Source organism: Cellulomonas sp. NPDC055163 (genome assembly GCF_053607065.1).
In genome coordinates this window covers 502,859-517,098 of sequence record NZ_JBSGSU010000001.1, presented here as the reverse complement: position 1 = coordinate 517,098, position 14,240 = coordinate 502,859, and the positions used below count along the sequence as shown (strand labels likewise).

Below are 14,240 nucleotides of genomic sequence, written 5' to 3'. Positions count from 1 at the left end.
GGCCGGTCGCGTCGGGCGGTACGCCCGTGCGTCCCGGTCGGGTCGACGGGCCACCGCTCGCGAACGTCGTCGTCGCGAGGTCGCCGCTGCGCACCCGTCGCGGTCCAGCTGTCAGGGCGCGAGCGCGGTCAGCGTGCCGGCGCCGTCGTCCAGCAGGAGGCGGCCGCCCACGGCGCGCACGTCCCGCGCTGCCCGCGCCGACGTCCAGGCGGTCGCCCCCGTCGCGGTGTCCACGGCGCTCAGCGAGACGAGCCGCCGGTCCGCGTCGCGGTGCGAGAGGACGACGCGCGACCCGTCGGACGCCACGACGTCGACCGTCGCCCCGTCCCGGCTCCCGACGCTCCACCGGGGACCGCCGCTCCCGTCGTCGAGCGCCAGGAGATCGCCGGCGAGCGCCCGCGCGAGGACGGTCCCGGGCACGGCGCCCAGCGCGTACTCGTCCGGGTGCTCCCAGAGCATCGTCCCGTCCCGTTCGTCCAGCGCCCGGAGCGCGCCCGAGAGGTCGCCCGCGAGGCGCACGCTGGAGCGCGGGTCGACGACGCGCAGGCCGAGCGTGGTGTGCGACTCGCCGTCGTCCGCGACGGGCGCCCCGCTCAGCGCGTCGAGCACCTGACGCCCAGGGCCCGCGAGCACCACGTGCTCGCCGTACGCGGCGGCGCCGGAGAACCGGTCTTCGACCGGCGCGGTGCCGGAGCCCGACCACAGTGGCTCGCCCGTCCGGGTCGAGATGCCGGTCCACCGTTCGACGTCCGCGGCGTCGTAGCCGTGCACCACGGCGACGTCACCGGACACCGCGACCGCACCCGCGTCGAAGTCGGGCACGACCTCGCGGACCACGCCGCCGTCGGTCGTGTCGAGGACCTGGAGCGCGGACGCGCCGGCTGCGGACGTGCCGAGGCACACGAGCTGCCCGGCCGTGTCGGTCCCGGCGCACTGGTCGACACCGTCCGGCCCCCCGAGGGCGCGCGACCACCGGCGCTCCCCGGTCGCGGCGTCGACCGCGACGAGCTGCGTGGCGGAGCCGGACCCGAGCAGCACGATCCAGGTGTCACCCGCGGCGACGACGAAGGACCCGCGCGACGGTGCGAGACCCCCGAACTCCGCGAGGCGGGGTGCGTCCGCGGGGACGGATCCGGGCACGAGGTCCGTCGTCGCGACCGTCCATGCCACGTGCGGCTCGTCCGGGTGCGGCTCGACGAGCCCCCAGCCGGTCGTCGACGACATGGCGTCGGGGGTGACGGGCGGGGTCGGGCCGGCGGTCGGCCCGCTCGGCGCGGGCGACGGTCCAGCGGTTGACTCGTCCTTCTGGGCCGGCGCGCGGTCGACAGGCTCCGGCAGCACGGTCGCGGCGGTCACGGCTAGCGCGACGGCCGCGGCGGACGCCGTCAGGGTCACGGCGAGCCGGCGGTGCCCCGCCCGGCGTGCCTCCGCGAGGACCGCCCGCAGCTCGGCCGGCCCGTCGTGCGTGGCCGCGGCGACACGCTCCTCCTCGTGCGCCAGGTCCGTCAGCAGGTCGCTCAGCGGGCTCATCGGGCGTTCCTTCCCGGGCGCTGGACGGTCAGGAGGGTCGCGACCGAGTGATCGGTCCCGACGGTGTCCGGGCCGAGCGCCTCGCGGAGCTTCGCGGTCGCGTCGAACAGGTAGCGCTTGACGGCGCCGGTGCTGAGGTTGAGCTCCGTGGCGATGTCGGCGACGGTGAGGTCGTCGACGTGGCGCAGCACGACGCAGGCGCGCTCGCGGGGGCTGAGCGTCCTGAGCGCCGCCCGCACCTCGAGCCCGGTCGTCACAGCGCGCTCGGGCGACGGCACCTCGCGGGTGTCGGCGAGCAGGTGCAGCCGGGCGCGCCACGACGTCTGCCGGCGTGCCGAGTCGAGGAACAGCGTCCGGATGACCTGGCGCACGTAGCCCTCGGCGGTGTGCACATCGGTCAGGGTCCGGGGCCGGCCCGCGGTGCGCACGAGCGCGTCGTGCACCAGGTCCTCGGCGCGCGAGCGGTCCGAGGTGAACAGGTACGCGTAGCCGACGAGCGCGGGGCGTCGCTCCTGGACGACCTCCGCGAGGACGTCCTGCCAGCCGGTCACGCGGGTCTCCTCGTCCGGGCGGGGCGTCGTGGGCTCACACAGCCTCAACGACGCAGACGGCCGGAACGTTGGGGGCGACCGGCTCCCGGCTGCCGGTGCGGCGGCGAGCGGGCACCGGCAGTCTCTCGCGGCGGTCGGGCCCGGCCGCCGTACGCTCGGCACCATGGCACAGGACCCGCAGCCCGCGACCGCACCGGACGAGTCCCGCACACCCGGCGAGCAGCGGGCGACGGCCGCGCTCGACGCCGCCGGGATCGCGTACCGCGTCGTCCGCCACGGCATGGTCCGCTCGCTCGCGGAGGCTGCCGAGGTCCGGGGCATCGACCCTGCGGGCATCGTCAAGACGCTCGTCGTGCGGCGCGCGGAGGACGACTACCTGTTCGTGCTGGTGCCCGGGGACCGGGCGATCTCGTGGCCCAAGCTCCGGGCGCTGCTCGGCGTGACGCGGATGTCGATGCCCGACGCGGCTACGGCCCTCGCCGTCACGGGGTACGAGCGCGGGACGATCACGCCGTTCGGGTCGACGCACGTGTGGCCCGTCGTCGCGGACGAGCGGGTCGCGGGCCGGCCGGCGTCGATCGGCGGCGGGGCGCACGGCGTCTCGGCGACGGTCGACGGGGACGACCTGGTGCTGGCGCTCGGGGCGACCGTCGCCGACGTGACGGACCCGGAGCCGCCGCGCTAGCCCTCCTCCGGAGAGTGGGGGCGTTGACGATTGTCCGGACGCCTCGGTACCTTCTTCAACGTTGCTCTACATCGTTGTAGAGCGCGAAGGGAGAATCCGCAGTGACGCGTCACCTCCGCAGGTCCGCCCGGGTCGCCGCCGCGACCGCCGCCCTCCTCGCCGCCGCACTGGCCGCACCCGTCGGCGCGTCGGCGCTCGCCAGGACCCCGGCCGCCGCCCCGGCCGTCGCCCCCCGCGCCGCCGCGCCCCTCACCGTGCCGGCCCCCGCCCTCGTCAGCGCCGGCACCACCGCCCCGGCCCTCGCCGAGGACCCGACGGGCGGCAAGACCGTCGTCGGCCAGACCTCCCCGATCCACGACCCGGCGCTCGTGGTCGAGGGCGACACCTGGTACGTCTTCTCGACGGGGAGGATCAACCGCGAGAACGGCGGCACGATCCAGATCGCCACGTCGCACGACGCGGGCACCACCTGGGAGTACTCCGGCACGATCTGGGCCGAGATCCCGGCATGGCTCGACGAGCGCCTCCCCGGTCTCGACAACCTCTGGGCCCCCGAGGTGTACGAGCACGACGGCACCTACTACCTGTACTACTCGGCGTCGGTCTTCGGCACGAACACGTCGCTCACCGCGCTCGCGACCAACACCACGCTCGACCCGACCGACCCGGACTACGCGTGGGTCGACCGGGGCGAGGTCGTCTCCAGCCCGGTCGTCGGGCTCCCGAACGGCGCGACGTTCAACGCGATCGACGCCGGCATCGTCGAGGGCGCGGACGGCACGCCGTGGATGGCGATCGGCTCGTTCTGGTACGGGATCTGGCTCGTCGAGCTCGAGTGGCCGAGCGGCAAGCCGGTCGCGGACTGGCGCGAGACGGCGGTCAACATCGCCGACCGCTTCATGCCCGGCAACCCGATCGAGGCGCCCTACATCTACCGGCACGACGGGTACTACTACCTGTTCGTGTCGTTCGACCGCTGCTGCCTCGGCGGCGACAGCACCTACAAGGTCGCCGTCGGCCGGGCCACGGACGTCACGGGCCCCTACCTCGACAAGGAGGGTCGCGACCTGTTCGGTGGCGGGGGATCGGTCGTGCTCGACACGCACGGGGCGGTCGTCGGGCCCGGCGGGCAGTCCGTCGCCGACGGCTACCTCGCGTTCCACTACTACGACGCGTCGAACGAGCAGGTCCCGTTCTTCCCGACGCTCGGGATCCAGAAGATCGCCTGGGTCGACGGCTGGCCGGCGTTCGACCAGACCGTCGCGCTCCCCACCGTCACGACGCAACCGCAGGACGCCACCGCCGCGCCCGGCGACCGCGTCGAGCTGACCGTCGCCGGGACGGGGACCCCGCGCCCCGTCGCGGTCTGGGAGACGTCGGCGGACGGCGGCGCGACGTGGACGACCGTCGAGGCGCAGCCCGTGACCGCGGCCGACGGCACGTCGACCCTCGTGCTCGACGCCGCCGCGACCGACGACGGGAGGTCGTGGCGCGCCGTGCTGCACAACGCGCACGGCACTGCGACGAGCGCCGCCGCGACCCTGACGGTCACCGCGCCGGCACCACCGGTGGTCACGCGCCACCCGCGCCCGGTCACCGCGGCCACGGGCTCGACCGCCTCGTTCACCGCGGCGGCGTCCGGGACCCCGGCGCCGACCGTGCGGTGGGAGGTCTCGCGCAACGGCGGTCGCTCCTGGGCGCCGGTGCCCGGCGCACGCGTGACGTCGGCGCCGACGGGCTACGGCACGACGAGCACGCTCGCGCTCACCGCCCGCCAGGGACTCACCGGGACGCGCTACCGCGCGGTGTTCACCGGCGGCGGCGAGACTGCGACGACCGCGGCCGCGACGCTCACCGTGCGCCCGGCGCGCCGGTCCTAGCGCCCCGTCCCCGCGCAGGGCACGGTTGCGGACGGCCGCCGGGAGGGAACGGTCCTCCCGGCGGCCGCCCGTCCCCCCCAGGGTGATTCCGCCCGCTCCGGTGGTGGTGTCGGTGGAGATCGGTATCGTCGGGGGCCACGTCATGGGCGGTCCTCGGGAACCGAGGGCGAGCCCGGCGCGTTCTCCCCTGAGAACGCCACAGGGGGCCGGTCGGCGGACGCCGTACCGAGGACGTGCGCTGACGAGCGGGAGCCGAGGAGCGATGGGGCTGATCGAGCAGGCCGAGGCCACGGGTGGGATCGACGTGGTGACCTCCGGCGGTTTCACCTGTGTGCGGATGTGGGGCGAGGTCGACGGAGGGCTCCGCGACCAGGCGAGCGCGTCGATGGCCCTCGCGCTCGCGACGACCGACCCCGTGGTGGTCGACGCGACCGACGTGCGCTTCATCGACTCGTCGGGCCTTGCGTTCGTCCTCCAGCTGCACCTCGCCGCCGCCGAGTCCGGGCAGGCGGTGACGCTGCGCGACCCGAACCGTGCGGTCCTCGAGCTGCTCGAGATGATCGGCATGGGCGAGGCGATCCTCCTCGAGGACGCGGACCCGGCGGACGACGCCGCGGCGTCCTGAGCCCCGGGCGCGCACGGCCCGCGCGGGCAGCGTCGGTGGTGTCGGTTAGTTTCGAGGCATGCGGCTGCTGCACACCTCCGACTGGCACCTGGGCCGCACCCTGCACGGTGTCGACCTGCTCGACCACCAGGCCGCGTACCTCGAGCACCTCGTCGACGTCGTGCGGACCGACCCGGTCGACGCGGTGCTCGTCGCGGGCGACGTCTACGACCGCGCGATCCCGCCCGTCGAGGCCGTCCAGCTCCTGTCCGCGACCCTCGCCCGGCTCGCGGAGCACACGACCGTCGTCCTGACCCCCGGCAACCACGACTCCGCGGCCCGGCTGGGGTTCGGCGCCGAGCTCATGCGCGAGCGCGTGCGGGTCCGCGCCCAGGTCGGGGATCTCGCGACGCCCGTCGTGCTCCCGTCGGAGGACGGCGACGCGCTCGTGTACGCCCTGCCCTACCTCGACCCCGACGTCGTGCGCCACCGGCTCGACGCGCCGGCCCGCTCGCACGAGTCGGTCATGACGGCCGCGACGGCGCTCGTGCGCGCCGATCTCGCCCGCCGGACCGCCGAGGCGTCCGTCGCCGGCAGGCCGGCCCCGCGCTCCGTCGTCATGGCGCACGCGTTCGTCATCGGCGGGGCGCCGAGCGACTCCGAGCGCGACATCCGCGTCGGCGGCGTCGACCACGTGCCCGCCGGGGTGTTCCACGGGGTCGACTACGTCGCGCTCGGGCACCTGCACGGCCCGCAGCTCGTCGGCGGGCCGGGCGGGGCCCGCCCGGTGCTGCGGTACTCCGGCTCGCCGCTCGCGTACTCGTTCTCCGAGCTCCACCAGGCCAAGTCCACGACCCTGGTCGAGCTGCCCCGCGGCGGCGCGCCCGTCGTGTCCCTGCTCCCGGCGCCCGTACCGCGCCGCCTCGCCGAGCTGTCCGGCCCGCTCGAGGACCTGCTGGGCCCGGCCGGCGCCGCCCACACCGAGGACTGGCTGCGCGTGACCGTCACGGACGCGCACCGGCCGCCGGACCTGTTCCGGCGCGTCCGCGAGCGGTTCGCGCACGCGCTCGTGATCCAGCACCGGCCGCCCGAGCGCGTGGGCGCCGAGCGTGCCGCGACGCAGGTCACCGCAGCGCACGACCCGCTCGAGGTGGCCGCGGAGTTCGTCGCGCACGTGTGCGGCGCCGAGCCGACCGAGGCCGAGCGCACCGTCCTGCGGCGCGCGTACGAGGACGCCGTCGCGCTGGAGCGGAGCGCCTGATGTACCTGCGCACGCTCACGCTCCAGGCCATCGGCCCGTTCGCCGGGCGGTTCACCGTCGACTTCGCCCAGCTCGGCGCGTCCGGGCTGTTCCTGCTCGAGGGACCCACGGGCGCGGGGAAGTCGACGCTCATCGACGCGATCGTGTTCGCGCTGTACGGCAAGGTCGCGTCAGCGTCGACGAGCGAGGACCGCCTGCGGTCCGGGTTCGCGGGTCTGGAGGACGAGAGCGTCGTCGACCTCGTGTTCGAGACGTCCGCCGGCGTCTTCCGCGTGCGGCGCACCCCCGCGTACGACCGGCCGAAGAAGCGCGGCACGGGCACCGCACGCCAGCAGGCGACCGTGAAGCTGTGGCGGCTGCCGGCCGAGAGCCCCGCGGAGGCGGGCGGCGACGGCCCGGGCGCCGTGGGCGACGCCCCCGAGGGGGAGATCGTCTCGACCCGGCTCGACGAGGCCGGCGCCGAGCTGCAGCGGGTCGTGGGCCTCGACCGTGCGCAGTTCGTCCAGACCATCGTGCTGCCGCAGGGCGAGTTCGCGAGCTTCCTGCGCGCCGACCCGGAGCACCGCCGGGGCCTGCTGCAGAAGATCTTCGGCACCGAGGTCTACGAGCGCCTGCAGCGCCGGCTCGAGGAGCTGCGCCGTGAGGCGCTGCGCGCGACCGGTGACGCGCGCGCGCAGCTCGTGACGGCGACCGCGCACTTCGTCGGCGCGGCCGGGCTCGACGGCGAGCACGCCGACGAGCTGCGCTCGCTCGCCGACGACGCGGCCCCCGAGACCGCCGACGCTGCCCGCCGGTGCGCCGCGCTGCTCGAGGCCGGGTCGCTCGAGGCGTCGGCACGGGACGCCGGTGCGCGCCGCGCGCTCACCGACGCCGAGGCCCGGGTCGCCGCGGCGGAACGGGCGGTCGAGCTGCTCACGCGCCGCGCCGCGCTCCGCACCGAGCAGGACGCGCTCGCCGCCCGGGCGGACGAGCACACCGAGGACGTCGCGCGGCGGGACCGGGCGCGCCGTGCCGCGGTGGTCCGGGCGCTGCTCGTGGGCGTCGACGCCGCGCTCACCGAGGTCGCGAGCGCCGAGAAGGCCGTGCACGCCGCGGTCGACGCCGCCCCGGCGGGCCTCGTGCCGCAGCACTCCCGCGCGTTCGGGCTGCTCGGCCACCGCGCCCCGACGCTCCCGGGCGACGCGGAGGACGCGCACGGCCACGCCGGCCCTGCACTGACCCACGAGCTCGAGGCCGAGCGTGCCCGCGCCGCCGACCTCGCGGCGACGCTCGCGCGGCTCGCGGACCTCGAGTCCGGGCTGCCCGGCCGCCGCCGGGCCGTCGAGGACCTCCGGACGACGCTCGCGGCGTCCCGCGCCGAGCGCGCGCGGCTGACCCAGGAGCTCGCGACCCGACCGGTCGAGCGCGCCGAGATCGTCGCGGCCGTCGAGGGTGCGCGCGGGCTCGTCGCCGAGCTGCCCGGCCGGCGCGCGCAGCTCACCGCCGCCGAGCAGGTCCTCGCTGCGGTGCTGACGAGCGAGCGGACGCGCACCGGGCTCGAGTCGGCCACGCACGCCCGCGACACCGCCGCGCAGGCCGCCCGGACCGCCGTGGAGCGCGAGGCAGCCGTGCGCGCCGCCCGGATCGCGGGCATCGCCGGCGAGCTCGCCGCGACGCTCGCCGCCCACGAGCCCTGCCCGGTGTGCGGCGGGACCGAGCACCCGGCCAAGGCCGCGCTGAGCGCCGACCACGCGAGCGCCGAGGAGGTCGAGGTCGCCGAGCGGGCACGCGTCGAGGCGACCAGGCTGCTCGACGAGCGCGCGGCCGACGTCGCGACCCTCACCGAGCGGCTCGCGGGCCTGCGCGAGCAGGCGGGTGACCTCACGCCCGCCGAGGCGCAGGACCGGCTCGACGAGGCCCGGCTGCTCGTCACCATGGCCCACGACGGCGTCGCGGCGCTCGGGCGTGCCGAGGCGGCCCTCGTCGCGCACGACGACGAGACCGAGCGTGCGCGGACCGCCCGGGCCGAGCTCGAGACGCTGTGCGCGTCGGAGGCCGAGCGCCTCACGGCACGCGAGCAGGAGGTCGCCCGCGACGAGCGCGAGGTGCTCGACGCCCGGGCGGACCACCCGACGGTGGCCGCGCGGCGCGCCGCGCTGCTCGTGCGCGTCGAGGCGGCGACCACCGTGCTCGACGCGCTCGCGGCCGTCGCCCGGGCCGGCGCCGACCTGGGCCGGCGGCGCGCCGAGCTCGCGGACGCCGTGACCGAGCAGGGCTTCCTGGACACCGACGACGTGCGCTCGGCGCTGCTCCGGGCCGACGAGCTCGCCGCACTCGACGCGCGTGTCCAGCGGCACGAGGCGGCGGTGCTGCGGGTGCGCGACGCGCTCGCCGACCCCCCGCTCGCCGGCCTGCCCGAGGACGCGTCGGCCGCCGCGGAGGCACAGTGCGAGGTCGACGGGGCCCGGGAGGCACGTGAGGGGTGCCGCACCGCCGCGTCGGCCGCGGCCGGCGCCGCCGCCGTCGCCGAGCAGCAGGCCGCGCTCGCCGGCTCCGCGCTCGCCCAGGTCGAGGCCGCCGTCGGGAGCCTGGCCCGCGCGCACGCCGACGCCGGGCCGGTCCTGCGGATGGCGAACCTCGCGACGGCGAGCGGCTCGGACAACGCCCGGGCGCTCACGCTCGCGACGTACGTGCTGGTCCGCCGCTTCGAGGACGTCGTCGCGGCCGCCAACGACCGCCTGCTCCTCATGTCCGACGGGCGCTACGAGCTCGTGCGCAGCGACGAGCGCGAGGACGTGCGCACGCGCCGCACCGGGCTGTCGATGCGGGTCGTCGACCACTCGACGGGCCTGGAGCGCGACCCGCGGACCCTCTCGGGCGGCGAGACGTTCTACGTGTCGCTGTGCCTCGCGCTGGGCATGGCCGACGTGGTCACCGCCGAGGCCGGCGGCATGGACCTGGGGACCCTGTTCGTCGACGAGGGCTTCGGCTCGCTCGACCCCCACACGCTCGACGTGGTGCTCGCCGAGCTCGGCCGGCTGCGCGCCGGGGGCCGGGTCATCGGCGTCGTGTCGCACGTCGAGACGCTCAAGCAGTCGATCGCGGACCGCATCGAGGTCCGGCACCTGCCGGACGGGTCGAGCACGCTCGCGGTCCGCGCGGGCTGACCGCCGCGCTCGCCCTGCGGGGCTGGCTGCCGCTCGGTCCGCGCGGCCTGGCCACCGCTCGTCGGCGCGGGCTGACCACCGCGTCGGCCCACCTCCGTACGCGGTGACGTCGCCCACCTCCGCACGCGGGTGACGTCCGCCCGCCGCCGCTCCGTCCCGGGGCATCCGTGCCAGGCTTGACTCCCACACGGGGGAGGTGTCGATGTCGTCGAGCGCGCTGCTCGCCCTGCAGGTCCTCCTGTACGCCGCGTTCCCGTTCGCGTTCGCGTTCTTCGCGCGGCCCGCACGCCTCGTGCTGTTCTACGTCTACATCGCCGTGGTGCTCGTGCTCGGCGGGTTCTTCGGGGCGGTGTACGTCGTCGAGGTCCGCGAGGGCGTGACCCTGAGCGCGGGCAGCGTCCTCTACGGCGCACTCATGCTCACGGTGTTCATGCTCGTGCTCGTCGGCCGGGACGCCCGCGTGGTCCGCAACGTCGTCAAGGTCGTCATCGCGGTCAACCTGTTCAAGCTCGCGGCGTTCGCCCTCGCGGGGAGCGCGCTGCGCAGCCCGGACGCCGTCAACCCGTTCGGCACGTCGTCCGAGGTGTTCTCGGTGTCGATCGGGCTCGTGCTCGTCGGCGGGCTGCTCATCGTCAGCGAGCTGATCCTGCTCGTCGTGCTGTTCGAGGCCGCGAAGACGCGCGTGCACGGCCTGGGCCCGCTCGCCGCGGTGTACGTGGTGCTGTTCGTCGGGGTCCTGTGCCTCGACGGCGTGGCGTTCCCGGTGCTCGCGTGGCCGACGTCACCGGCCCTCGGGACGCTCGTCGCGACGGGCGTGCAGGCGAAGCTCGCGCTGGCCCTCGCGTACACGGTCCCGCTGCTGCTGTTCGTCGCGACGTTCCGTCGCCGCCTGGCCGAGGGGCGTGAGGAGCCGCTGCGCCTGCAGGAGCTGTTCTTCGCGCCCGAGCAGGAGCTCGTCGACGAGGTCGAGCGGCAGCAGCACGCGCTCGAGGCGGGCGCGGAGCGCTACCAGCAGCTCGTCGAGTCGAGCACCGACGCGATCGTGGGGGCGTCGCTCGACGGCACGATCGTCAGCTGGAACCGGGCGGCGGCGCGGCTGTACGACCGCACGGAGCGCGAGGCGGTCGGGCAGGGGATCGAGCTGCTGCTCGCGGGGGTCGACGTCGCGGTGTGCCCGGACGTCGTCGCCACGGTCGGGGCGGGCGAGCGGGTCAGCGACGTCGAGTCGACGGTCCGGCGCCGGGACGGCTCGACCGTCCACGTCGCGCTCACGGTGTCGCCGGTGCTCGACGCGGGGCGCCCGGTCGGCATCTCGGTGATCGGCCGCGACACGACCGAGCGCCACGAGATGCAGAGCGCGCTCGAGCACCAGGCCCGGCACGACGCGCTCACCGGACTGCCGAACCGCGCGGTCCTGGTGGACCGGGTCGAGCGTGCGCTCGCGTCGGCGGGCGGCGCGCACCCGGTCGCGGTGATGTTCCTCGACCTCGACCAGTTCAAGGTCGTGAACGACGCCTCGGGGCACCTCGCGGGCGACCGGCTGCTCGTCCTCGTCGCGGAGCGGCTCCGGGCGGCGGTGCGGCCCGCGGACCTCGTCGCGCGGTTCGGCGGGGACGAGTTCGTGGTGCTGTGCGAGGGCACGGACGCGGCGACGGCGGTGGGCCTCGCGGAGAAGCTGCTGCACGCCCTGGACGGCCCGATCGTGCTCGACGGCCAGCGCGTCTACGTCTCGGCGTCGCTCGGCGTGGCGACCGGGCCGGGCGACGCGGCGACGCTGCTGCGCCACGCGGACGCCGCGATGTACGCGGCGAAGGCCCGGGGTCGGGGTCGGGTCCAGCTTTTCGACGCGAGCATGGCGACCGCCGTCGAGGGGCGCCTCACGCTCGGGGCGGACCTGCGCGACGCCCTCGCGCACGACCGGCTCGAGCTGCACTACCAGCCGATCGTCTCGCTCCGCACGGGCCGGCTCGTGTCGGTCGAGGCCCTCGCGCGGTGGCCGCACCCGGTGCGCGGCTGGGTCCCGCCGGAGCAGTTCGTGCCGCTCGCCGAGGAGGGCGGGTTCGTCGGGGACCTGACGCGCTGGGCGCTGCGACGCGCGTGCACCGACGGCGCCCGGGCGTTCGCGGCGGGGGTCCTGCCGCCGCAGGGCCGGGTCGCGGTCAACCTCTCGGCGCACGACGCCGGGGACCCCGGGCTGGTGGACCTCGTGCGGGACTGCGTCGAGGGGTCGGGGCTGACGTACCCGCGGCTCGTGCTGGAGGTGACCGAGAGCGCGCTGATGGCGGACAGCGACCGCTCGATCGAGGTGCTGCGTGCCCTGCGTGACCTCGGGGTGACGATCGCGCTCGACGACTTCGGCACCGGCTACTCGTCGTTGGCCTACCTGCGGCGCTTTCCGGTCGGCAAGGTCAAGATCGACCGGAGCTTCACGCGGGGCATCGCCGAGACCGTCGAGGACCGGGCCATCGTCACGTCGGTCGTGCGGCTCGCGAGGGACATGGGGATGGCGACGGTCGCGGAGGGCGTCGAGACCCGCGAGCAGGTCGACCTGCTGCTGGCGATGGGCTGCGACTCAGGGCAGGGATTCTGGTGGAGCCGCGCGCTGCCGGTCGACGAGCTCCTGCGCAGCCCGCCGGCCGCGAGCGAGCTGCCGTTCCCCGTCGCCGAGCCGGCCTGACCGGCTCCGACCGCTCAGCCCACCGCGTCGCGGCGCAGCGCCAGGATCGTCAGGTCGTCGGGCCGGTCGTTCGCCCCGAGCGCCCACAGCACCTGCGCGACGGCCTCGTGCGCGGACGCCGCGCCCCGCACCGCGCGCTCGACGACGGCGAGCGCCTCGAGGGTCCCGCCGGGCGTGTCGAGCGCGTCGAGCACGCCGTCGCTCAGCGTGAGCACGAGGTCACCGGGCTCGAGCGCCACCTGGGCCGCGACCCGCTCGGTGCCGGGGACCGCGCCGAGCGGCGGGCCCTGCGACGCGAGCCGCTCGGAGGTGCCGTCGGCGCGGAGCAGCAGCGTGAGCCCGTGGCCGGCGTCGGTCCAGGTCAGGACGTGCGCGTCGGGGTCGATCTTGCCGTGGAACGCGGTCACGAAGCTGCCGGTCCGCAGGAGGTCGGCCTCGAGTGCGGCCTCGGCGTCCGCGAGCGAGGCGGCGACGTCCCCGCGCCGCGCCGAGCTGCGCAGCACCGCGCGCACGGTCGCCGCGATGATCGCCGCGCCGCCGCCCTTGCCCATGACGTCCGCGAGCGTGAGCGCGACGCCGCTGGTGACGGGGTGCCAGTCGTAGAAGTCCCCGCCGACGGCGCGTGCGGGCAGGCAGCGCCCCGACACCTCGTAGCCGGGGAGGTGGGGCATGGTGCGGGGCAGGAGACCGGCCTGCACCTGGGACGCGCGCTCGAGGTCCTCGTGGACCAGGAGCTCCTTCTCAACCCACAGCGCGAGGTCGCGCAGCAGCCGCGCGTCCTCCTCCCCGAAGGTGCGGGGCGTGGAGTCGGCGAGGCAGAGCGTGCCGACGCGGTACCCGGCCTGGCCGTGCAGGGGCTGGCCCGCGAAGAAGCGGACGCCCATCGGGCCGGTCACGTAGGGGTTGTCGCGGAACCGTGGGTCCGCGCGTGCGTCCTCGATGACGAGCAGGTCGGGGTGCTCGATCGCGATCGCGGACAGCGAGGCCTCGCGCGGGTGCTCCCGCGTGTCGATGCCGACGCCGGCCTTGTGGAAGACGCGGTCGCGGTCGACGAGCGCGACGGCGACCTTCTCGACGCCGAACAGGCTCTGCGCGAGGCGCACCACGCGCTCGAACCGCTCCTCGCGCGGGGTGTCGAGCACGCCGAGCCGGCGCACGACGTCGACGCGGGTGTCCTCCGCGTCCTGCGCCCGGGTCACGCTCATGACCCGACCGTAGGCCGGGAAACGCGCGGAGGTAAGCGGGCTCCACGGCCGCGGGCCGGCGTGACCCGGGACGGTCGTGGACGAACCGGGGCGAACGCGACGGGTGAGAATGCCGACATCGCGTCAGCCCGTGCCACGAACCGGGACGGACGTCCGGTCGCCGGACGGACGTGCCCCGCGGGGTCACCAGCTCCAGCCGCGAGCGGAGAGCTCGACCTCCTCGCGGAACCGCTCCTGCGGGTCGCCCTTGGCGCGCTGCAGGACCTCGACGCCCGCGAGCCGGCACGCCTCGGCGAGCAGCTGGTCGTACGCGAGCTGGGTGGCGATGACGCGCTCGGCGAGCGCGAACGTCCGGGGCTGGCCCTCGAGCGCACGCGCGTGGTCGGCGACGACGCCGAGCCGGGTCTGCAGGCGCAGCGCGACGAACGGGTCGGGCGGTCCGGGCTGGTCCCGCCGCAGCCGGTCGGCGGTGCGCTCGAGCGCCCGGGCCATGCGCACGCGCCACGGGGCCGGCTCGTCGGGTGTCGGGAAGAGCGCCATGAGGGCGCCGAAGAGCAGGGCGGGGCCGACGAACACCACCAGCAACGACCACATCATCGTCGGCCCCCGTCCCTGCGCCTGACGCCAGGCTAGGCGCATGATGTGACGTGCGCCACAGCAGGACGGGGGACTCGCAGGACGGTCCGGCGAGCACCGCCGAG

At 76.0% G+C, this 14,240-nt stretch carries 10 protein-coding genes; 6 read left to right on the top strand and 4 right to left on the bottom strand.

Annotation, left to right across the window (positions count from 1 at the left end):
• Positions 1-111: 111 nt before the first annotated feature.
• Both ACWFNE_RS02200 and ACWFNE_RS02195 read right to left on the bottom strand, forming a co-directional pair.
• Entirely contained in the window at positions 112-1,530 is a 1,419-nt protein-coding gene (locus ACWFNE_RS02200) for an outer membrane protein assembly factor BamB family protein (protein WP_452120822.1), read from the bottom strand.
• Entirely contained in the window at positions 1,527-2,081 is a 555-nt protein-coding gene (locus ACWFNE_RS02195) for an RNA polymerase sigma factor (RefSeq protein ID WP_452120821.1), read from the bottom strand. The genes ACWFNE_RS02200 and ACWFNE_RS02195 overlap by 4 nt, the downstream gene beginning before the upstream one ends.
• Positions 2,082-2,244: 163 nt before the next feature.
• Between ACWFNE_RS02195 and ACWFNE_RS02190 the strand changes: the two genes are divergently transcribed.
• From ACWFNE_RS02190 to ACWFNE_RS02165, 6 genes are all read left to right on the top strand, one after another.
• A complete protein-coding gene (locus ACWFNE_RS02190; protein WP_452120820.1) occupies positions 2,245-2,766 on the top strand; it encodes an aminoacyl-tRNA deacylase in 522 nt (173 codons plus the stop codon).
• A gap of 101 nt (positions 2,767-2,867) precedes the next feature.
• Complete coding sequence (locus tag ACWFNE_RS02185; RefSeq protein ID WP_452120819.1) at positions 2,868-4,646, top strand: family 43 glycosylhydrolase; 1,779 nt, start codon at positions 2,868-2,870, stop codon at positions 4,644-4,646.
• 262 nt (positions 4,647-4,908) lie between these two features.
• The gene (locus ACWFNE_RS02180) at positions 4,909-5,271 is read left to right on the top strand and encodes an STAS domain-containing protein (protein WP_452120818.1); all 363 of its coding nucleotides are present in this window, start codon (positions 4,909-4,911) and stop codon (positions 5,269-5,271) included.
• Positions 5,272-5,329: 58 nt separating this feature from the next.
• Positions 5,330-6,511 carry an exonuclease SbcCD subunit D gene (locus tag ACWFNE_RS02175; RefSeq protein WP_452120817.1) on the top strand — a complete coding sequence of 394 codons (1,182 nt, stop codon included), beginning with the start codon at positions 5,330-5,332 and terminating at the stop codon, positions 6,509-6,511.
• Positions 6,511-9,657 (top strand): AAA family ATPase, encoded by a 3,147-nt coding sequence (locus tag ACWFNE_RS02170; protein ID WP_452120816.1) that lies wholly within the window; start codon positions 6,511-6,513, stop codon positions 9,655-9,657. The genes ACWFNE_RS02175 and ACWFNE_RS02170 overlap by 1 nt, the downstream gene beginning before the upstream one ends.
• A 202-nt stretch (positions 9,658-9,859) precedes the next feature.
• The gene (locus ACWFNE_RS02165; RefSeq protein ID WP_452120815.1) at positions 9,860-12,334 is read left to right on the top strand and encodes a putative bifunctional diguanylate cyclase/phosphodiesterase; all 2,475 of its coding nucleotides are present in this window, start codon (positions 9,860-9,862) and stop codon (positions 12,332-12,334) included.
• Between the two features lie 14 nt (positions 12,335-12,348).
• On the opposite strand, the gene ACWFNE_RS02160 is transcribed toward ACWFNE_RS02165, so the two are convergent.
• On the bottom strand, positions 12,349-13,539 hold the full coding sequence (locus ACWFNE_RS02160; RefSeq protein ID WP_452120814.1) for a PP2C family protein-serine/threonine phosphatase: 1,191 nt from the start codon (positions 13,537-13,539) through the stop codon (positions 12,349-12,351).
• Positions 13,540-13,722: 183 nt separating this feature from the next.
• Positions 13,723-14,136, bottom strand: coding sequence for a hypothetical protein (locus tag ACWFNE_RS02155; RefSeq protein WP_452120813.1), 414 nt, complete (start codon positions 14,134-14,136; stop codon positions 13,723-13,725).
• Positions 14,137-14,240: the final 104 nt, after the last annotated feature.